Source organism: Shuttleworthella satelles DSM 14600 (genome assembly GCF_000160115.1).
GTDB lineage: Bacteria > Bacillota > Clostridia > Lachnospirales > Lachnospiraceae > Shuttleworthia > Shuttleworthia satelles.
Genome location: NZ_GG665867.1, coordinates 556,089 through 575,555 on the forward strand (window position 1 = coordinate 556,089; position 19,467 = coordinate 575,555).

The following is a 19,467-nucleotide window of genomic DNA, read 5'->3' on the forward strand; positions in this document are numbered from 1 at the left end:
GGAAGATTTAGCCGCCATAGGTGCGTCAGGAGGAGAATTCATGGAGTGGAAGAATTTTGATCAGTTAGAGAGTCTGCGGCTTTTCGCGGAGACGAAGCCGATGGATTTAAAGGAGACCCTGGACTCTGCCGCGGGAGCAACGAGGGTGGAGACCTGTCATGTGCCGATGGCAGCAGGGCTTGACTATAACTACGCGGCAAAGGCAGTGGATCAGAAGATCCTCCTCGCTTTGGTCAAGCTGGCTGAGGAGGCTCAGCTGGCCGACAAGTATCGGGCCCTCTACAATGGAGCCATGATGAATACGGGGGAGCAGCGTCTGGTTCTGCATCAGCTGACCCGCGGGCAGCTGGGCGATGATGTGGTTGTCGACGGAGTCAACAAGAGAGACTTCTACCGCAAGGAGCAGGAGAGGATCGCGGACTTCGCCAACCAGGTGCACCGGGGTCAGATCAGCAATGAGAAGGGTGAGAAGTTCACCAGCGTCGTGCAGATCGGGATCGGGGGCTCTGACCTGGGACCCCGCGCCATGTACCTGGCCTTGGAGGGCTGGGCTAAGACGAATCAGAGTTTTCAGATGGACGCCCACTTTATCTCCAATGTGGACCCGGACGACGCGACGGCGGTTCTCTCCGGGATCGATGTGGCTCACGCGATCTTTATCCTGGTGTCCAAGTCTGGGACGACCTTAGAGACTTTGACCAACCAGGCATTTGTCATGGACGCGCTCAGGAAGGAGGGCCTGGAGCCTGCCAGACACATGATCGCGGTCACCTCAGAGACCAGCCCTCTGGCGCACAGCGATGATTTTTTGACGGCCTTTTATATGGATGACTTCATCGGAGGCCGCTACTCCTCCACTTCCGGCGTCGGCGGAGCGGTTCTTTCTCTGGCCTTCGGACCGGAAATCTTCGATCGCTTCCTTCAGGGGGCGCACGCGGAGGATCTTTTGGCCAAAGAGACGGATCCCATGAAGAATCCGGATATGCTGGACGCTTTGATCGGTGTCTATGAGCGCAATATCCTCGGCTATCCGAGCACGGCGGTTCTCCCCTATTCACAGGCCCTGTCCCGGTTCCCGGCCCACCTACAGCAGCTGGACATGGAGTCCAATGGCAAGTCGGTCAACCGCGATGGCCAGCCGGTGGATTATCCGACAGGCCCCGTGATCTTCGGAGAGCCCGGCACCAACGGCCAGCATTCCTTCTATCAGCTTCTGCACCAGGGAACCGATATTATCCCCCTGCAGTTCGTCGGCTTTAAGAGGAGTCAGAGGGCCAATGACGTCACGATTGAGGGCTCCAGCAGCCAGCAGAAGCTGGACGCCAATGTGGCAGCCCAGATTGTGGCCTTTGCCTGCGGCAAGGAGGACGAGAATCGAAATAAGAACTTCAAGGGAGGACGTCCCTCTTCCATCATTGTGGGTGAAGAGCTGACCCCGGAGGCCCTGGGCGCTCTTCTGGCTCATTTCGAGAATAAGATCATGTTCCAGGGCTTTGTCTGGAACTTAAACTCCTTCGATCAGGAGGGGGTACAGCTGGGCAAGACCCTGGCAAGGAAGGTTTTATCCGGCCAGACCCAGGGGGTTCTTACGGCCTATTCCAGGCTCCTTGGCCTCTGAGAGGAGCAGCGGGGAGGGATGTTTTATCGGCACATCTCTTAAAACGCATTGCCTGTACCTTTTGAGAAAAGTGCAGCGAGCGGCAAAAGAGAGGCTGCATACCTGCCTGTGAGGAGGTTTTTCTAAGAGAGGAAGGCGGCGATGGATTACCAGAAGATACGGGGCGGGGATTTGCCGGGAGAGAAGATCTCTGTGACAGAGGGCATTATCCCCATTGCCGACAGGATCTATACTGTGGTCAAAGACTATATTGCCGGCCGAAGAGAGGTCGGACAGGCGAAGACGGTGATTGCCTTCTGCGGGGGCTCCGGTGTGGGCAAGTCCACAGTGGCGGCCATCGTCAGAGCCCGTCTGAACGAGGACGGAATCGGGGCCTATACCATGTCCGGGGATAATTATCCCCACCGGATTCCCGCTTTCAATGACGCCAAGAGAGAACGGGTCTATGCCGAGGGCGGCAAAGAGGCCTTAGACCGTTATCTGGGCAGTGATGATGAGCAGGATTTTGACACGGTCAACGTGATTCTGAAGGCCTTCCATAGGGGAGACAGGCTGATTCCCATGAAGCGGATGGGGCGAAAGCCGGGAGAAGTCTCTTACGAAAAGGTGGATTTTTCTGACATTGATGTCCTGATTTTGGAGTGGACCCATGCCAACTCGGATGATATCCGGGGCGTTGATTTCCCGGTTCTGCTCAACAGCACGCCCCAGGAGACGCTGGAATTTCGCAGGGCCAGGGCAAGAGACGGGCATGTGGACTCCCCCTTTGTCTCCATGGTGCTGGGGCTGGAGCAGAAGAAGCTGGCGGCCCAGGCCCATAGGGCCAAGCTGATCGTATCGAGGCAGGGAGAGTTTTTGACCCATGAGGAATTTCAGAGCCTGATGAGGGACTTGCTGTAAGAGTTGCTGAGTTCGCGTTCGACTGCGGACGCGGGAGGCGCAGGCGGAAGGAGAGATTGCATGAATCAGAACGGCCCTATGCTCAACGCTTATCCTGACAGTATCGGCTCCTGTCTGGAAGAGACGGTAAGTCTTTTGGAAGAGGAGTGGAAGGGGGCCTTTAAGTCCTTTTACCTGCTTCCAAGCCTCTATCACTCGGACCTGGACCGGGGCTTTTGTGTTGTGGACTACGACATCAACGAGGATCTGGCCAGCCGGTCGGACCTTCGCAGAATGCGGGATATGGGCCTGGATCTCAAGCTGGATTTCATCTTAAATCACGCCTCTGCCATGTCTCCCCAATTCCAGGATCTTCTGGCCAGGGGGAGGGAGTCCGAGTACAGGGATTTCTTCATCGACTGGAACGAGTTCTGGAAGGGCTGCGGTTCTATGACAAAGGAGGGCTATATCCAGCCCGAGGACAAGTACATCAGGGATATGTTCTTCCGCAAGCCCGGCCTGCCCATTCTCATGGTTCAGTTCCCCGACCAGAGCATGCACCCCTACTGGAACACCTTCTATCAGAAGGTCTGGGAGGAGAATGGCAAGAAACGCTATCAGGGACAGATGGATCTGAACATCCGCTCGCCCAAGGTCTGGGACTTCTATGAGGAGGTCCTGGATAAGATCGCCTCCTATGGAGCGTCGATTCTCCGCCTGGACGCCTTCGCCTACGCCCCAAAGGCTGTGGGCAAGAAGAACTTCTTAAATGAGCCGGAAACCTGGGACCTGCTCGAGCGGGTTCATGGCCTGGCTAAGAGGAGGGACCTCAGGCTTCTGCCGGAGATCCACGCCTCCTATGAGGAGGGGATCTACCGAAAGATCGGTGAGCGGGGCTACATGGTCTATGATTTCTTCCTGCCCGGCCTGGTCATCGACGCGATCGAGTCCGGCGACGGAGGCCGCCTGGCTGCCTGGGCCGAAGAAGTGACAGAGAGGGGAATTTCCCTGGTCAATATGCTGGGCTGCCACGATGGGATTCCCATGCTGGACTTAAAGGGACTCCTCCCGGAGAGGCGCATACAGGATCTGATCGACCTCATGGTAAAGAGGGGAGGCTATGTCAAGAACCTGCACGGGGCTAGGAACATCTATTATCAGGTCAATACAAGCTATTATTCCGCCCTGGGCGAGGATGACAGAAAAATGCTCATGGCGCGCGCACTTCAGATCTTTATGCCGGGCAAGCCCCAGGTCTGGTACTTGGACCTCCTGGGCGGAGCCAACGACTATGAGGCCATGAAGCGGGCCGGAGAGGGAGGACACAAGGAGATTAACCGCAGCAACCTGACAGCCCGGGAAGCCAGACATCGCATGGAGCTTCCCCTGGTCAAAGAGCAGCTGCGTCTGCTGAGGCTGCGAAATGAGCATCCCGCCTTTGAAGAGGGAAATCATTTTAAAGTGCGCTCTGAAGGCCATATCCTGACCCTCAGTCATGAGAGGGATGGGGCCAAGATCTGTCTGAGAGCGGATCTGGCTCAAATGGATTACCGGATCACGGAGGCCTGACCGGGGCCTGTGGGACTTTTGTGACAGGTGGAAGGGGAATTGACCGGAGGCCTCAGGGACTGGTATGATCTATGGGTGTGAGATCATCCGGGGGAAGCCGGATGGCAGCACCCGCATCGGGCTCCTTGGAAGGCCGATGCTATATGATATGGAGATGTACCCAAGTGGCTGAAGGGTCCGGATTCGAAATCCGGTAGGTCGGTTCTGCCGGCGCGGGGGTTCAAATCCCTCCATCTCCGTTGGGAAAATGATGCGCGGCGCCAGCCGGTATCCTGTTGTTTATCACAGTGGAATGCTTGAACGGCGTGCGTCTTACTGCTGAGAAATTGTGCTAAAATAAACATTGGTTTCAAATGAACAAAATCACGAGGGAGGTAGCAGAATGAAACTTGTAGCGACAGACAAGGCACCCGCGGCAGTCGGCCCCTATTCACAGGCCTACGTATCCAATGGATTTGTCTTTGCTTCCGGACAGATCCCCATTGTTCCCGAGCAGGGAAAGGTGATCGAGGGAGGAATCAGCGAGCAGGCCGAGCAGGTGTGCAGGAATGTGGGGCAGGTGCTCGCGGCGGCCGGCAGCAGCTACGATAAGGTGATTAAGACCACCTGTTTCCTGGCTGATATTGCCGATTTCGCCGCTTTTAATGAGGTTTACAGCCGCTATTTTACCTCTAAACCCGCCAGAAGCTGCGTTGCGGTCAAGGATCTGCCCTTGGGCGTGCTCTGTGAGATTGAGGTCATTGCAGAGGCATAATTGGAGGCATTTTGACGTCTACCGACAGAATCGGAAGCATGGAGGGACTGTGAGAGGGTTCACAGCCCCTTTTCGAATGAAGGAGTCTATCGATGAACAAGTCTTTGTTGTCTACAAGAAATCTGGTCATGACGGCAGTCAGCATTGCATTCTGTCTGATTCTGCCCATGCTGGTGCGAATCATTCCAAACGGTGGCGTCATGTTCAGTCCCATGCACATTCCGGTTCTGATTGCGGGGCTGACCTTTGGCTGGCCGGCGGGTCTCATCACCGGGATCATCGGCCCCCTGCTCTCGTCCGTCGTCACCAGTATGCCGCCGACTCCGGTTCTGCCCGGCATGATGGTAGAGTTGGCGGTTTATGGCTTTGTGACCGGCCGTATGATCAATGGACCCTTCAGAAATAAGCGCAACTACCGGAATCTCTACATCAGCCTGGTTGTGGCGATGCTGGTCGGACGCGTCGTTGCGGGACTGGTGCACGGCCTCCTCTTTTCCGCGGGCCAGGGATACAGTCTGAAGATGTGGGTGACCTCTTATTTCATCAGCAGCTTTCCGGCCATTGTCCTCCAATTGCTGATCATTCCAAGCATTGTCATCGCGCTGACCAGGGCCGGTCTGGCCGTGGGGAATGAGGGGTGATAAGAGATCTGGCGCAGTTGACTGCGCTGATTCAAGAAGAGGCGAGAAAAAAGGCGGACAAAAGCTATATTGTCGCGATCGACGGGAGATCCGCGGCCGGCAAATCAACGCTTGCAGCCGCTCTGGGAGCGGAGATGGGGCTTGACCCTGTCCATATGGACGATTTCTTTCTGCCCCAGGAGCTTCGAACAAAAGAGCGTCTGGGCGCGCCCGGAGGAAATGTTCACTTTGAGCGTTTCGCCGCCGAAGTTCTTCCCAGGCTGTCGGAGGAGGACGCTTTCTCTTATACCCGCTTCGATTGTAAGATCATGGACTACGGGCCTGCGGTTTCTGTCAGGGCCGGGAGGATCCGACTCGTGGAGGGGGCCTACAGCTTTCACCCTTACTACGGGGACTACGCGGATCTGAAGATCTTCTACGATATTGATCCCCTCCTGCAGCTTGCGAGGATTGAGAAGAGAAACGGGCCGGAGGGTCTGCGCAATTTTCAGAGCCGATGGATCCCCATGGAAGAGAGCTATCACATGAACTGTCATACACTGGACCAGGCGGAGCTTGTGATCAGGGCCGGAGATTTTTTCCTGTCGGCCAGAGAAGAATAGTCGGTCAAAGAAAAATCATAGAAAATATGGCAGCCGTCCCGAGTGGGCGGTTTTTTGACGATTCTGGCGCTTGCTGTGGATGGCTTAATTTCCTCTCGGGAGAAGGCTTCTGTGAGAGTGGGTCGCGGTTCTGGCGCTTGCTGTGGACGCCTTGATTTCCTCCAGGGAGGAGCTTTCCGGGAGAGGGGAATGCGGCTCCGGATCCCGCCATGGATGCCTTGGTTTCCTCTGGGAGGAGTCTTCTGTGAGAGTGGGTCGCGGCTCCGGATCCCGCCGCAGATACCTTGATTTCCTCCCGCAGGAAGTTTTCTGAGAGAGGGACTTAGGGTAGAATAAGGGACAGCAGCTGAGAGAACAGGGGAAATAGTTGAAGGCCGGGAAAGTGATAGAGGAAATGGCCAACGGCCGGGGCGGTGAAAGAGGAAACAGCGAATGGAAATGATCAGTCGGGCATTTGAAATTCTGGAGACCAAAGAGGGGGTGATCGCTGATAATAACGCTGTCGCGGCTCGGGTGAGAGAAGAACTGAAACAGAGAGGGGTCTTTCTGGTAAATCTGATGGCCTCTCCGGGGGCCGGCAAGACCAGCCTCCTGGTGAAGACAATAGAGGCTCTGAGGAATGACTATCGGATCGGCGTCATGGAAGCGGATGTGGACTCGGATGTCGACGCGAGAACCGTGTCAGAGGCCGGGGCCAGGGTTATCCAGCTTCACACCGGGGGCTCCTGTCACATGGACGCGGATATGACCAGGCGGGGACTGAGCGGGCTTGGCATCGAAGATCTGGATCTGATCTTCCTGGAGAATGTCGGCAACCTGGTCTGTCCGGCGGAATTTGACGTCGGAGCTGGGGCCAGGGTCATGATTCTGTCGGTGCCGGAGGGGGACGACAAGCCTCTGAAGTATCCTCTCATGTTCTCGGTCAGCGATTGTCTGCTGATCAACAAGACAGATGTCAGTCCGGTCTTTGACTTTGACTTCGCGCGCTGCCGCAAGCGGGTTCTTGATCTGAATCCGCAGATCGCCGTCTATCCTCTCTCCGCGAAGACGGGGGAGGGAATGGGGGCCTGGCTTGACTGGCTGATTGGGCAGGTAGAAGCCTTCCGCGGCCGAAGCAGAGGGAATGCCGCTTCTGCCCGGGCCGGGGAGGACAATACGTTTGCCAAAGCTGCTTCTTTTGGGGAGGAGACAGAACAAAGGCCGATCAGGGAGGACGCAGATGAGAACCATTGAATTGCACAAGTCAGTGACCGCGTCCAACGACCGGGATGCCGACCTTCTGCGCGGGCAGATGCGGACGACCGGCCAGCTTTTGATCAATCTCATGTCATCTCCGGGATCCGGCAAGACCTCTCTTTTGACCCGGACCATTCAGGATATGACAGATGTCAGCATCGCCGTCCTGGAGGCGGATATCGCCTCGGACGTGGATGCCCTGCGCATAGAGGCTCTGGGAGCAAGGAGCATTCAGGCGCATACGGATGGCATGTGTCATATGGACGCGGGCATGACAAGAAGAAGCCTGGAGGCTCTGGCCGCGGAGTCTGGCGGGAAATTGCAGGAAGGCGCCAAAGGGGAGGAACTGATCTTCCTGGAAAATGTCGGGAACCTGATCTGCCCGGCGGAATTTGACACGGGGGCAGGCCTGGATGTCATGATTCTTTCTGTGCCGGAGGGAGACGACAAGCCCCTGAAGTATCCGCTCATGTTCTCCAGGGCCCATGCTCTTGTGATTACCAAGACAGATACCCTGTCCTATTTTGACTTTGACCTCAGGGCCTGCATGGACCGGGTCAGGAAGCTGAATCCGAAGATCCGCGCCTTTCCTGTCTCGGCAAAGACCGGGGAGGGCATGGAGGCCTGGGAGAACTGGCTGAGAGATCAGCTGCAGACCTGGCGCAGTCATTAGAGCTGAACGGGATATCCATTTGCGCAGACCGCTTTTGAACATGCGGATCGCCTTCGCTTGGGCGGCTGGGAGCGGGGGAGCAAGCAGAGGAGGATTCGTCCGGCAGGGGAGGAAATCAATATGAACGCACGTGAAGAATATGAGCGCTGGCTGAATCAGCTGCCGGCCAAAGACCCGCTTCGCCGGGAACTGGAGCAGATCCGGGGGAAAGAGGATCAGATCAGGGACCGCTTCTATCAGACGATCAGCTTCGGGACAGCGGGACTTCGGGGGATCTGCGGAGCAGGAACGAATCGCATGAATGTCCTCACGGTGGGGAGGGCGACCCGGGGAATCGCGGATTATATTCTGTCCTATGACAGACAGCATCCCGAAGACAAGGTCTGCGATCGGGGCGTTGCCATCGCCTATGACTGCCGCTATCACTCAAAGGAATTTGCCAATCTGGCTGCGGAGATCTTTGCCGCCAACGGAATCCGGGCCTACAATTTCCCCTCTCTTCGTCCAACGCCAGAGCTGTCCTTCGCCATTCGCAGGCTGGGCTGTGTGGCAGGGATCAACCTGACCGCCAGCCATAATCCCAGGGAATATAATGGCTATAAGGCCTACTGGCTGGACGGGGCGCAGATCTCGGGACAGGTCTCCGAGGGCATGCAGGCGTCCATTGAAAGGCATGACTTCTTTGAGAACTTTACCAGGCCGGATGATCCGGTGGTCAAGAGAAAAGAAATTGTCATGCTGGGAGAGGAGATGGATCGGGATTACCTCTCCTATGTAACCTCGCTCTATTGTCATGGGAAGGAGAAGCTGAAGCTGGATCTGCTCATGGTCTATACCCCGCTCAACGGGGCCGGCCGAATTCCCGTGGAGACCCTGGCTAAAGAGCGTGGTTTTACCGGATTTTATATGGTAAAAGAGCAGGCAGATCCGGATCCGGAGTTCACTACTGTAGTCTATCCCAATCCGGAGGACCCAAAGGCTTTTTCCTACGCGGAGGAACTGGGGAAGAGAAAAGGGGCGGCTGTTCTCATTGCCACGGATCCGGATGCGGACCGAATGGCAATTGAAATTCAGGACGGACAGGGAGGTTACCGCTTCTTAAACGGCAATCAGACCGGAGCCCTTCTGATCCATTATCTGGCCCAAGGCCTGCGGTCTGAGGAGGACCGCTGCCCCAAGGCGCAGGAAGGCTCAGGAGAGATCTCATCAGATACGAGAGCCAGTGGCAGGGACATAGACGAGATGCTTGCAGAGCGGGAGAATCCGTCAGATGCGGGAAACGGGTCAAGAGGCTCTTATGCCATGATCAAGTCCATTGTTACCTCTGACTTCGGGGCGGCCATCTGCCGGGCGCATGGGATTGAAGTCTACGAGGCACTGACCGGCTTTAAGAATATCTGCGGCCGCATTCCTGAGCTTGAGAAGAGGGGGATCTCCTATTTCTTTGGCTATGAGGAGAGCATCGGCTGCGCGCCCGGCTCCTTTGTCCGGGACAAGGACGGGGTGGCGGCAGCCATGCTGGTCGCTGAGATGGCGGCTTATTATGCCGGATGCGGCAAGAGCCTGGGACAGGTCTTGGAGGAGCTCTATCAGACCTATGGCTATTTCGTGGACCACCCCGTCTCCCTGGTCTTAAAGGGAGAGGAGGGATCGGCAAGAATCGCCCGGATCATGGCGTATTTTCGGGCAAATGCCTTCGAGAGCTTCGGGGGCCTGCCCCTGGCGCAGACGATCGACTACCGGGATGGATATGAGGATATTCCGCCCGCGAATGTGCTCAAGTATGTCATGGAGGACGGGTCCTGGTTTGCCATGCGGCCCTCCGGTACAGAGCCCAAGCTCAAGTTCTATTTCTACACGAGAAAGAGAGAAGAGGCGGCTGCCAAAAGCAGAGTCGAGGAGCTGGCGAAGGCGGTTCTCAAGTTGACAGAGTCGATTCTATAGGAGTAAATTCGAGCAAAAGGCAGAGCCGGTCTGTCAGAAATCAGGAGTGACCGGGGCTGAAGCAGGTACCACTCCGCACAGCAGATATCAGTTGATTTTGCATCGCGTCTGTGAGGAGGATCAGGAAGTCCGTACCAGGGACAAGCCGCAGGAGGAGATGAGGAGGTGTGCGTATGCTTGATGATTATGATAATGCCAGACAGGCGGGGAAACGCCGTGTCAGAGAGGCTATGGCTTCCGGCCAGTATCCTTATCTGACGTCTCTGGAGGATCTTGTGCCGGGAGCTCTGCAGGGAGGGGTTCGCAATCTGGGACTGGTTGAAATCCCCATTAAGAAGATTGTCGGTACAATGACCAAGGGAAGGCAGAATTCCTTTGCCTCTAACTTCATGCCCCTTCTGGGCGCGTCGACGGAGTTCGCGGAGAAATGGTCCACCCTTTATGACTCCCAGATGGAAGAGGGGATCCGCGAGCCGATCCTGGCCTATGAGTATATGTGGCGTTTCTATGTGCAGGAGGGCAATAAGAGAGTTTCTGTCAGCGCCTATGCCGGTGTGAAGGATATTCTGGCCAATGTGATCCGCATCATGCCCTTCGGACGGCCCAGAGATGAAGAAGAAGCTGCAGAGTTACGCCGTTATCAGGAGTTTGTGGACTTCTATGAGGTGTGTCCGCTCTATTCCATTGAGTTCTCGCACGAGGGGGACTATGCCAAGCTGGCAGAGGCATGCGGACAGGATTTGGAGCATGGCTGGTCAGAAGAGGCCATTAAGGACTTAAAGAGCGCCTACGGCATGTTTGAGCGCATTTTCACGGAACACGGCGGCGACCAGTTGGATATGACGGCGGCGGACGCCATGCTGATCTATCTGGCGATCTATCCGATAGAGACCCTGGCGAACGAGAGCAAGGCATATTTGGATAGCCAGGTGGATCGGATCTGGAGTGAGATTACTCTGGCCGGCGGGCAGGGAGATGTCGCTTTGGTTGAGACTGCGGACGCAGAAGAGACGGAGCGGGGAAGCAGAAAAATTTTTTCCTTCCTGCAGAGGGGGGATGCCTATACGCAAAAACGCCCCTTATCTGTGGCCTTCCTCTACGAGAAGAGCAAGGAAGAGTCCTCCTGGTCTTACGCGCACGAGCTGGGAAGACTCGCCTTAGAGTCTGAATTCGAAGGGGCGGTGAAGACCATGGCCTTTGACGACTGCGGAGATGAACAGAAGATCTCGAATGCCATTGACCAGGCAATGGAGGCGGGCTGCCAGATGGTCTTTACGACCTCTTTAGCTATGATGCCGATCACCCAGCGGGCGGCGATCTTTTATCCGGAGGTTCGCTTCTTAAATTGTTCTGTCAATTTGGTTTCGAGTGAGGTAATGACTTATTACACCCGGTCCTATGACGCCAAATTTATCATGGGGGCGCTGGCGGCAATGACCAGCGACAATCACAAGATCGGCTATCGGGCCAACTTCCCCATCTTCGGCGCGGTGGCGGACATCAATGCCTTCGCGATCGGGGCGGCTATGGTCGACCCCAGGGTGAAGATATACCTGGACTGGTCCGGATCCAGGAATTCCAGCTGGGAAGAGCTGCTTGAGAGAGAGGATATCCGGGTGATTTCCGGTCTGGAAATGATCCGCCCCAGGCAGGCTTCCCGCGAATATGGTCTCTATTGCAGGGATGAGAACGGAATGGTGCATAATCTCTGCGCCCCGCTTAATAACTGGGGTAAATTCTATGAGCGTCTGCTTCGTCCGATTGTCAGGGGGACGGCATCTCTGAAGGATCGGCAGGAGAATCGCTCGCTCAACTTCTACTGGGGGATGGCGACGGGAGCGGTGGAGTTGATTTTCTCCAAGCACATTCCCTTCTACTCCCGTAAGACCGCGGAACGTCTGGTCGATGCCATTATGTCGGGTTATATCAATCCCTTTGACGGGGAGATTCACTCTCAGGAGGGGATGATCAAGGGACCCAAGGCGCCTCGCTTCTCCAGCCGGGAGATCATCAGTATGGACTGGCTCAATGACAATGTCATAGGCTCCATTCCCAGTCTGGAGGAGCTGACGGATGAGGCTAGAGAACTGGTGGCCGTCAGCGGCATCGATACCGTGACGGAGAAAGAGGACGCGCGATGAAGATTATGGCCATTGCCGATGAGGAGAAGAGAGCCTTCTGGGATTACTTCGACAAGAGCCGATTTGCCGATGTAGATCTGATTATCTCCTGCGGAGATTTAAAGGCCTCCTATCTGGATTTTCTGGTGAGCATGACCAACAAGCCCCTGCTCTATGTACACGGCAACCACGATCAGGATTACAGGAGAAAATCGCCCCAGGGCTGTACCTGCATTGAAGACAGGGTCTATGATTTTCACGGCCTGCGGATTCTGGGACTGGGCGGCTCGGTCCGCTATAACCAGGGCATTTTCCAGTACACAGAAGAGGAGATGAGCAGGAGAATCCGTCGGGTCAACAACGCAATCGCCCTGCGCGGGGGGATTGACATGCTGGTGACCCATGCCCCGGCCAAGGGCTATGGAGACATGGAAGACCTGCCCCACTGGGGCTTTGCGTGCTTCAATGATCTGATCCGCAGGTGGAAGCCCAAGTATATGCTCCACGGCCATGTCCATCTGAGCTATGGGGGAGACCGCTTCCACGTGCACGAGGTCGGGACCAGAATCATTAACGCCTATGAGTGTTATGAGCTGGAAGTGGGGGATGAGGATCACCCGCCGGAGGGCAAGACGGGGTCCGCCCTCTACGATCTCTATGTCTCTATGAGCCGGAAGAGAAACAAGTGATGCTTGCAGTTCCCATACCGGAGAAATTCGAATAAATTGTCGGATAGACGATGTTCTTTGGGACTGACAGTGTTATACTCGGTTAGACGTATAGATTGGATTTTCATGATGGTGCAATGCCTGGGAAGCGGTCATAGGATGATCAATGAGGATGCATATTCCAGGAAGCAGCATTTTGTCGTATGGAAAGGAGAGTGAGCTCATGAGCGATGACGGTTATGTCCGAAGTTGCAATGCAGACATAGCAGCGGGCAGCATACGAGACTGGCGCCGAATGCGAAAGCAGACACACTCTCCTCTGGAGCATTGAAGGGAGTTTTCTTCTCGCGTATTCCGGCCGCTCTTGCCCGAGAAAGGAGCCTGGAATGGAGAAGAAGCAGTTGGATCCCACACAGGAGGAGCTGATTCAAACGCAGCCGGCGGAAGAGGCTTCTGCCGGAGAAGAGAAGGTCTTTCCGGAGGATATGGAGCCTCAGAACCGCATGGAGAACGGGGCTGAGTCCAATGAGGATGAGGATATCGAGAAGCCCAATTACGAAGAAGAAATCGCCTCCATCATTCGAGGAAATATTTCTCCCAAGGTGATGGAAGAGCGGATCATGGACTACCACAGCTCGGATATCGCGGATTCCCTCGATGTGATGAATGAGACCGAGCGTAAGCGTCTCTATCGGATCCTGGATATTGAGGATCTGTCGGATATCTTCGAGTATGTGGATGAGGACCGGGCCGCCAAATATCTGATGGAGATGGATATCCGCAAGCAGATATCCATGATCTCCAATATGGATACCGACAAGGCGGTAGACCTCTTGCGCCTACTCTCTCAGGAGAGGCGGGAGATTCTGGTCGGCCTTATGGATAAGGATCTGCGCCGGGAAATGGCCATGGTCGCGTCCTTCAGCGAGGAGCAGATCGGAAGCCGCATGACCACCAATTTCATCGAGATCAAGCGGAATCTGGATGTGCGCGGGGCCATGAAGAGTCTGATCGAGCAGGCGGCGGAAAATGACAATATTTCAACCATTTATGTCGTGGATGAGAACGAGGTCTTCTACGGGGCGATCAACCTGAAGGATCTGATTATCGCCCGGCAGACAGACCGCCTGGAAGATTTGATTATTACCTCTTACCCCTATGTCTACGCCAAGGAGTCCATTGACAACTGTATTGAGTGGATTAAGGACTACTCCGAGGACTCCATCCCGGCCCTGGATGAAGAGAATCGCGTCCTTGGGGTCATCACCTCGCAGGATCTGGTCAAGGTGATCGATGAGGAATTAGGAGAGGACTACGCCAAGCTGGCCGGTCTGACAGCGGAGGAGGATCTGTCAGAGACAGTGCCAACCTCTATTAAGAAGCGCATGCCCTGGCTGATTATCCTGCTCTTCCTGGGACTGTTTGTATCTACAGTTGTAGGCATGTTTGAGAAGGTTGTGGCGGAAGTCACTGTGGCCATGCTCTTTCAGTCGCTGATTCTGGACATGGCCGGCAATGTCGGGACCCAGTCTCTGGCGGTAACCATCCGTGTGCTTATGGACGAGAATCTGACCCTGGGTCAGAAGATGCGCCTGATCTGGAAGGAGTTCCGCGTCGGCTCGGGCAATGGAATTCTTCTGGCCTCCTTCTCGATCCCGGCAATCGGTCTCTATCTGCACTTTGCCAAGGCAGAGCCCTGGCTCTATGCTTTCGCCATCTCCGGCTGCGTCGGTGCGGCGCTCTTGATCGCGATGGCCATTTCCAGCCTGGTGGGGACCATTATCCCCATCGTCTTCAAGAAGGCTCATATTGATCCGGCGGCCGCATCCGGCCCCCTGATCACTACAGTCAATGACCTGGTGGCCGTTGTGACTTACTACAGTCTGGCCTGGATTTTCCTGATCCAGATGCTGCACTACTAGAGATATAGAGATATAGGACAAAAAGTGTTGGTGAAAATCCCCGCGGCCCTTTTGAATGAAAGGCTGCGGGGATTCATCTTCTTTCGGGAGTTACAGGACAAAATGTGTTGATAGAAACCCCCTTGATCCCTTTATTTACAAGGGATTGAGGGGATTCAATCTTTTTCTAGGGAACTTTGAAGGTGGACAAAACAGAGCTATAGAACGAAATGGGTTGATAAAAAGTGTCTCAAGCTCCTATTCATGACAGAATCTGGGTCAGAGAGCATCTTCATAATATTGCGGATAGGGAAAAGGTCAGGACATATCTCTGTTTTCAGTGTCCCAGCCGCGCAAGAGAGCCTGCAAACCGACCTCGAACTGTGAGGAAAAATCCCAGCTGCCGGTCATCACCTGACCGACCAGACCCTCAAGGGCCTGTCTGTCTGCAGGAGACATCGAGGATAGGGCCTCATTGAAACCCGCCAAGGGGCTAGTGACCTCACCACCGGCAGGAGGAGCCGCCTCAGCGGCCGCAAAGCCTGTTGTGTACACAGTTACCGAGGTGAAGAGCGCTAGCATATGGTCTGGATGCTGAAAGCCCGCGGCATCAAACGCAACGAGTACCTGTGCAATCAGCGAGAACGATCTTGCAGTGGCGATGGGGTGTGTCAGGACGAGTTCCACGGCGTTGGGATGGGCAAGGAGTGTGCGGCGGAGCGTACGCGCATAGGAAAGCATGACAGAGTGCCAGCTTTCGGCGGAGCTTCTGGTCTCGGCGCCTGGAGCGGTCGTAGCGAGAAGCCTCTCGAGAGTCTGGCGCCAGATCCTCTCTGAGACACCGTCCAGAAGGGCAGCTTTGTCGGGGATATGGCGGTAAAATGCCGTCTGGGACACGCCCAGACGCTTGCCAAGGGCGCGAAAGGACAGGGCATTCAGACCCTCTTCATCCACCAGTTTCAGAGAGGCAGAGATGATATCGTCTCGTGTGAGCATATGCATACGAGTACCCGCCCTTTCGCCTTTTGACATAGTAGCTCCTACTTTTGTGCTGACATAACGCTTCTTACCATATAGTTTAGTATGATAGCACCAATGATGACGATAAGAAAGACGGCAAGCATGCCGACCTGCGGAAGGATGTCCGCGATCGAGGCGCCGTCCAGGCTTACCGCATGTACGGCGTCAAGAGCCCAATAGGCCGGCGAGAAACGCGAGATGGGCGACGAAGGCCTTACCGCCCAGAAGAGCTCCTTTTGATGCCGCGGACATCTTTAGTCTTGGCCACATTCCCCAGGTCTTCTCATGAAAGAAGGATTGAATGATGGTCTGTACCGCCGGAAAGGCTGCGGGAGCCAATAAGTACACGGCCTGCATCCGCCGGGAGCATGCCGCACATGATGTTGATGAGCGTGGACTTACCTGCTCCGTTTTTTCCGAGCAAGCCCAGTACCTGGCCCGCATGTACCTGAAGGTCGATGCCTTTGAGAACATGGTGTTCTCCGAAGGCCTTGCTCACACCTTGCAGGTCCACAAGAGGGGACATCGTTTTTGTATCATTCATGATTCCTTCTTTCACTAACAAGTTTACATCGTTAACTTTACCGGCGCCATAATGTTAACACCGTAAACAAAAGAAGGCAAGAGAGAAATGAAAAATATCCAAAAATGTTTGAATTCCAACAGAATTGATTTTCTGATGAACTATGATTGTATCTGTAAGGGAGAGAAAAGATCCTTTACAGATTTGATTTACAACAGAATCTGCGCGGAACACAGATTCTGTTTTTGGACGTCAATTCGCCCGGAAAGGAGATCTATATGATGCATGGTGTTGACGCAGGTCAGGTCCTTCAGTTGGCAAAGTTGGTTTCATTTAAAGAGGGAGAGGTTAATTTCTTAAAAATCGTCGAGAGCGATCACATGAGATTCGCGATTCTGGCATTTGATAAGAATTCTGTACTGCCTGAGCATCCGGCGCCGGGCGATGCTATGATTTTCGCCCTGGAAGGGCAGGCCAATCTTAGCTACGAGGGCAGGGACTATGTGCTGAAGGCCGGCGATCAGTTTAAGTTCGATAAGGGCGGCAAGCATTTGCTCTCCACCGGCGACAGTCGCTTTATCATGGCCCTGGTTATCGAGAAGGAGTAAGCGAGCTCTTTGCAGCTTGATGTAAATGCCGCAAGTATGATTTCGGCACTGTAAGAATCGATTGTGAAGGTAATTCACCCTGTTGGTAAATTTATAGGTTTGCGATGAGAGGCTGTGCCAGGGCATGGTCTCTTTTTGTGTGGCACTCCCGGTGACATGCGACTTTGATCCGTGGATTTGGAATGGGAATGTTGGTTGCTGATCAGAAGGACGGTTTACGTGTTCTTTGAAAGCTGCCGTAAGAGACGTGTACAAGGAAATAGGATATGGCATAATTAACGTATCCGGCTATCTGTCGGTTATAATCGGAATGGTGACTTCACGGGATGGATCCGAGTCAGGTTGACGGGTAAGTCTTTTCGTGACATAACAAGGAGAAAATGATGGGAGAATTTTACAATATTTATGGGGCGCTCAGGGAGCGTGTGGCAAAGAAGGAGACCCTTACCGGAGACGGAACATATCCGGCGGCGATCCTGGAAGAGGAGCCGGCACAGAATTGGCTTGCGCATGTCAGGAAGGGTAGCGTCCTTGGTTACCCTTCCTTTGAATTTACAGACCAGGATCTGCTTTATCTGGAACTGTCAGGTAAGTACGCGGGGGACATTCTGGTTACAGCGGATGAAAGCGGGAAGAAGGTTTTGGGGGAGATTGATCTTGAGGTCAGGAATCCGGACTGGCAGAATTATCTGATCCCGATTGCGGTTCAGCCGGGGAAGTCAGCTCTTTATCTTCACTTTAACGGAGATGGTGAACTTAAGTTTAAGAGCTTTGGATTCTTCTCTATGTAATTTCGCTGCACACGGCAGGATTTTTAGAGCGATATACACGACGGGAAAAGCTGCGAGCTGAAAGGCAAGAGTTATCCCACAGGTATTTCACGCTGAAAGATAAGCTTTCTGTCAAGATATAATTGCAAAGCATTTGCAAATTCCTGCGGATGCTCTTTTTGAGGCCAATGTTTGCAGCCTTCCATCTATCGTTGCGGACGGATCAGAAGCCCTGACTCCTGCGGAGAATTCGGTGCTCTTTGCGGGCCAGAGCGGCCTGATAGCGGGCCCGTTCGGCCTCTGTCTTAATTTCAAGTCCATAGGGGATGGGAACAGGTTTTCCATTCTCGTCAATAGAGACATAGGTGAGAAAGGCACGGTTAATCATGTGGCGAAAGCCCTGATGGTCCTCGACATAGGAGTCGACCTCTACTTCCATGGAGGCGTTGCCCACATAGGTCAGGCGTGCTACCAGGACGACCAGGTCATTGAGATAGGCTCCCCGCTTGAACTCCAGATGGTCAATGGAGGCTGTGGTGATGATTCTGCCGGAATGGCGCTGGGCCACTGTGGCGGAGGTCTCATCAATCCAGGAGAGCAGTTGCCCCCCATAGAGCCTGCCGGTGCCATTGATATTTTCATGGCGCAGCACGTGCATGTTCTCCACCTGGGAGTAGGCCACGCTGCGCAAGGGTCTTGTTTCCTGCATGAATTGCCTCCTTGTTTATGACAATGGAATACATGCGGAGCAGGTATTCCATCGCTTGACAGGGATATTATACCGCAAATGTAAGATTGAAATGGGATCATCCGCCTGTCCTGCGCGACATTTTGCGATATTCCGCCGGAAACAGCCCGGTATTGTTTTTAAAGCTTGCCGCAAATCTTCCCGCGTTGGAGTAGCCGACAGCCGAAGCAACCTGATCAATGGCAAGCTCTGTAGATGTCAGGAGCATTTCCGCGTGGCTCATACGACGCTGTTGGATGTACTCGGAAATGGTGCAGTGATAGATGCGCTTAAAAGAGGTCTTCAGCTTTGTTGTGCCCATACAGGCGATTCGCGCAAGCGTAGCAAGGGGGAGCTCTGTATTAAAATGATCGTTGATATAGGCAGTGACGCTGCTCAAGGCATCCATGTCCTGACCGGATATTCTGGCATGAGGATCTTTTTTGCATTTTTTTCCGCGCTCATAGACAAGAGAAACGGCTTCCGCGACCTTGGCTTCATAGAACAACTTTGCCGATATGCCCTCTCCCTTATAAGCCCATACCTGTCGCAAAAGCTGAGACATCTCCGGGAAGTCGAGCGTCTGCCCGATGCGGCTGAAAGCCTCATGCGGAGGGAGGTAGTCATCAGGATAGCTTTCCCTCAGATATGTTTCATAATATGCGGGAAAAACCTCTATCCCAACGGAACGGATCGGAATATTCCTGTGAATCATAGCTTTATAGGTCTCGTGTCCTCCGTGAAAGGTTTTGACACATCCCGCAGTTAATCGGCGGTAGGGAGTCAACTCCTCCCCCGACACAGAATCATAGTAGGTAATGCTCAAACATTCCGGCGTGTCAAGAGATATGAAGCTGTCTTCGAAGAAATAGAAATCATGAATTTTAATATCAAATAAATTTTTTTCTCCATAGACCCAGTAATATCCACAGGCTGCGTCCTCTGGAGCGAGATACAATTTTCCGGAAGGGCCAAAGTCAGGAGAAGGCTTACTTTCAACAAATCCGCTGCGGGTAAGCCATTCCCTGTAAAATTCGCTGATTTCCATGTCATTACTCCAAAATCATACATATCAGACATAAAATCATACATATCGGACGAAGAACGCTTAACGATATTGTTTCGCTTTCCCTGTCTTTATACGATACCTATAGTTAGTGGCTTCTAACAATATATTATCACAGCGTCTCTATCGGCGTATCTTGGATTTCTAA

At 54.0% G+C, this 19,467-nt stretch carries 18 protein-coding genes and 1 tRNA gene; 15 read left to right on the forward strand and 4 right to left on the reverse strand.

Features of this window, described 5'->3' with window-relative positions; all coding sequences use genetic code 11:
* Window positions 1-40 precede the first annotated feature (40 nt).
* The 13 genes from GCWU000342_RS09260 to mgtE all read left to right on the forward strand — a co-directional run bounded on the left by GCWU000342_RS09260 (window position 41) and on the right by mgtE (window position 14,626).
* Entirely contained in the window at window positions 41-1,618 is a 1,578-nt protein-coding gene (locus GCWU000342_RS09260; protein WP_006907167.1) for a glucose-6-phosphate isomerase, read from the forward strand.
* 141 nt (window positions 1,619-1,759) lie between these two features.
* Window positions 1,760-2,518, forward strand: coding sequence for an adenylyl-sulfate kinase (locus tag GCWU000342_RS09265; protein WP_006907168.1), 759 nt, complete (start codon window positions 1,760-1,762; stop codon window positions 2,516-2,518).
* 60 nt (window positions 2,519-2,578) lie between these two features.
* The gene (locus GCWU000342_RS09270) at window positions 2,579-4,066 is read left to right on the forward strand and encodes an alpha-amylase family glycosyl hydrolase (RefSeq protein ID WP_006907169.1); all 1,488 of its coding nucleotides are present in this window, start codon (window positions 2,579-2,581) and stop codon (window positions 4,064-4,066) included.
* 150 nt (window positions 4,067-4,216) lie between these two features.
* Window positions 4,217-4,305 (forward strand) — tRNA-Ser (locus tag GCWU000342_RS09275).
* A gap of 143 nt (window positions 4,306-4,448) precedes the next feature.
* Complete coding sequence (locus tag GCWU000342_RS09280; RefSeq protein ID WP_006907170.1) at window positions 4,449-4,820, forward strand: RidA family protein; 372 nt, start codon at window positions 4,449-4,451, stop codon at window positions 4,818-4,820.
* A 92-nt stretch (window positions 4,821-4,912) separates the two neighbouring features.
* Window positions 4,913-5,461 carry an ECF transporter S component gene (locus GCWU000342_RS09285; RefSeq protein ID WP_006907171.1) on the forward strand — a complete coding sequence of 183 codons (549 nt, stop codon included), beginning with the start codon at window positions 4,913-4,915 and terminating at the stop codon, window positions 5,459-5,461.
* Complete coding sequence (locus GCWU000342_RS09290; RefSeq protein ID WP_006907172.1) at window positions 5,458-6,063, forward strand: uridine kinase family protein; 606 nt, start codon at window positions 5,458-5,460, stop codon at window positions 6,061-6,063. The genes GCWU000342_RS09285 and GCWU000342_RS09290 overlap by 4 nt, the downstream gene beginning before the upstream one ends.
* A gap of 432 nt (window positions 6,064-6,495) precedes the next feature.
* Window positions 6,496-7,296, forward strand: a complete 801-nt coding sequence (hypB, locus tag GCWU000342_RS09295; RefSeq protein WP_006907174.1) for a hydrogenase nickel incorporation protein HypB — start codon at window positions 6,496-6,498, stop codon at window positions 7,294-7,296.
* Window positions 7,283-7,972: a hydrogenase nickel incorporation protein HypB gene (gene hypB / locus GCWU000342_RS09300; RefSeq protein WP_006907175.1), complete on the forward strand. Its 690-nt coding sequence runs from the start codon at window positions 7,283-7,285 to the stop codon at window positions 7,970-7,972. Before hypB (GCWU000342_RS09295) ends, hypB (GCWU000342_RS09300) begins: the two co-directional genes overlap by 14 nt.
* 120 nt (window positions 7,973-8,092) lie before the next feature.
* Window positions 8,093-9,916, forward strand: coding sequence for a phospho-sugar mutase (locus GCWU000342_RS09305; RefSeq protein ID WP_045001006.1), 1,824 nt, complete (start codon window positions 8,093-8,095; stop codon window positions 9,914-9,916).
* Between the two features lie 173 nt (window positions 9,917-10,089).
* Window positions 10,090-12,057 (forward strand): BMP family ABC transporter substrate-binding protein, encoded by a 1,968-nt coding sequence (locus tag GCWU000342_RS09310; RefSeq protein ID WP_006907178.1) that lies wholly within the window; start codon window positions 10,090-10,092, stop codon window positions 12,055-12,057.
* Window positions 12,054-12,725 (forward strand): metallophosphoesterase family protein, encoded by a 672-nt coding sequence (locus GCWU000342_RS09315; protein ID WP_006907179.1) that lies wholly within the window; start codon window positions 12,054-12,056, stop codon window positions 12,723-12,725. Before GCWU000342_RS09310 ends, GCWU000342_RS09315 begins: the two co-directional genes overlap by 4 nt.
* A 365-nt stretch (window positions 12,726-13,090) precedes the next feature.
* Window positions 13,091-14,626, forward strand: coding sequence for a magnesium transporter (gene mgtE / locus GCWU000342_RS09320; protein WP_006907180.1), 1,536 nt, complete (start codon window positions 13,091-13,093; stop codon window positions 14,624-14,626).
* Between the two features lie 297 nt (window positions 14,627-14,923).
* Here mgtE and GCWU000342_RS09325 read toward each other — a convergent pair whose 3' ends face one another.
* Both GCWU000342_RS09325 and GCWU000342_RS10310 read right to left on the reverse strand, forming a co-directional pair.
* A complete protein-coding gene (locus GCWU000342_RS09325; RefSeq protein ID WP_006907181.1) occupies window positions 14,924-15,637 on the reverse strand; it encodes a TetR/AcrR family transcriptional regulator in 714 nt (237 codons plus the stop codon).
* Between the two features lie 271 nt (window positions 15,638-15,908).
* Complete coding sequence (locus GCWU000342_RS10310; protein ID WP_207635029.1) at window positions 15,909-16,169, reverse strand: ATP-binding cassette domain-containing protein; 261 nt, start codon at window positions 16,167-16,169, stop codon at window positions 15,909-15,911.
* A 257-nt stretch (window positions 16,170-16,426) separates the two neighbouring features.
* On the opposite strand from GCWU000342_RS10310, the gene GCWU000342_RS09335 reads away from it, so the two are divergent.
* Together GCWU000342_RS09335 and GCWU000342_RS09340 are read left to right on the forward strand one after the other, a co-directional pair.
* A complete protein-coding gene (locus GCWU000342_RS09335) occupies window positions 16,427-16,756 on the forward strand; it encodes a cupin domain-containing protein (RefSeq protein ID WP_006907184.1) in 330 nt (109 codons plus the stop codon).
* A gap of 383 nt (window positions 16,757-17,139) precedes the next feature.
* Window positions 17,140-17,547, forward strand: a complete 408-nt coding sequence (locus tag GCWU000342_RS09340; RefSeq protein ID WP_045001008.1) for a hypothetical protein — start codon at window positions 17,140-17,142, stop codon at window positions 17,545-17,547.
* A gap of 202 nt (window positions 17,548-17,749) precedes the next feature.
* Here the strand turns inward: GCWU000342_RS09340 and GCWU000342_RS09345 are convergent, their stop codons facing one another.
* The gene (locus tag GCWU000342_RS09345; protein ID WP_006907186.1) at window positions 17,750-18,235 is read right to left on the reverse strand and encodes an acyl-CoA thioesterase; all 486 of its coding nucleotides are present in this window, start codon (window positions 18,233-18,235) and stop codon (window positions 17,750-17,752) included.
* A 97-nt stretch (window positions 18,236-18,332) separates the two neighbouring features.
* Window positions 18,333-19,301: a helix-turn-helix domain-containing protein gene (locus GCWU000342_RS09350; protein WP_006907187.1), complete on the reverse strand. Its 969-nt coding sequence runs from the start codon at window positions 19,299-19,301 to the stop codon at window positions 18,333-18,335.
* Window positions 19,302-19,467 lie beyond the last annotated feature (166 nt).

Excerpts from the sequence above, each read along its gene's own strand:
- GCWU000342_RS09345 (WP_006907186.1), bottom strand. The coding sequence starts at position 18,235 with ATGCAGGAAACAAGACCCTTGCGCAGCGTGGCCTACTCCCAGGTGGAG.
- GCWU000342_RS09335 (WP_006907184.1), top strand. The coding sequence starts at position 16,427 with ATGATGCATGGTGTTGACGCAGGTCAGGTCCTTCAGTTGGCAAAGTTG.
- GCWU000342_RS10310 (WP_207635029.1), bottom strand. The coding sequence starts at position 16,169 with ATGAATGATACAAAAACGATGTCCCCTCTTGTGGACCTGCAAGGTGTG.
- GCWU000342_RS09260 (WP_006907167.1), top strand. The coding sequence starts at position 41 with ATGGAGTGGAAGAATTTTGATCAGTTAGAGAGTCTGCGGCTTTTCGCG.
- GCWU000342_RS09305 (WP_045001006.1), top strand. The coding sequence starts at position 8,093 with ATGAACGCACGTGAAGAATATGAGCGCTGGCTGAATCAGCTGCCGGCC.
- hypB (WP_006907175.1), top strand. The coding sequence starts at position 7,283 with ATGAGAACCATTGAATTGCACAAGTCAGTGACCGCGTCCAACGACCGG.
- GCWU000342_RS09265 (WP_006907168.1), top strand. The coding sequence starts at position 1,760 with ATGGATTACCAGAAGATACGGGGCGGGGATTTGCCGGGAGAGAAGATC.
- GCWU000342_RS09270 (WP_006907169.1), top strand. The coding sequence starts at position 2,579 with ATGAATCAGAACGGCCCTATGCTCAACGCTTATCCTGACAGTATCGGC.
- GCWU000342_RS09310 (WP_006907178.1), top strand. The coding sequence starts at position 10,090 with ATGCTTGATGATTATGATAATGCCAGACAGGCGGGGAAACGCCGTGTC.
- GCWU000342_RS09285 (WP_006907171.1), top strand. The coding sequence starts at position 4,913 with ATGAACAAGTCTTTGTTGTCTACAAGAAATCTGGTCATGACGGCAGTC.
- GCWU000342_RS09350 (WP_006907187.1), bottom strand. The coding sequence starts at position 19,301 with ATGGAAATCAGCGAATTTTACAGGGAATGGCTTACCCGCAGCGGATTT.
- GCWU000342_RS09325 (WP_006907181.1), bottom strand. The coding sequence starts at position 15,637 with ATGTCAAAAGGCGAAAGGGCGGGTACTCGTATGCATATGCTCACACGA.
- GCWU000342_RS09280 (WP_006907170.1), top strand. The coding sequence starts at position 4,449 with ATGAAACTTGTAGCGACAGACAAGGCACCCGCGGCAGTCGGCCCCTAT.
- hypB (WP_006907174.1), top strand. The coding sequence starts at position 6,496 with ATGGAAATGATCAGTCGGGCATTTGAAATTCTGGAGACCAAAGAGGGG.
- mgtE (WP_006907180.1), top strand. The coding sequence starts at position 13,091 with ATGGAGAAGAAGCAGTTGGATCCCACACAGGAGGAGCTGATTCAAACG.
- GCWU000342_RS09315 (WP_006907179.1), top strand. The coding sequence starts at position 12,054 with ATGAAGATTATGGCCATTGCCGATGAGGAGAAGAGAGCCTTCTGGGAT.
- GCWU000342_RS09340 (WP_045001008.1), top strand. The coding sequence starts at position 17,140 with ATGGGAGAATTTTACAATATTTATGGGGCGCTCAGGGAGCGTGTGGCA.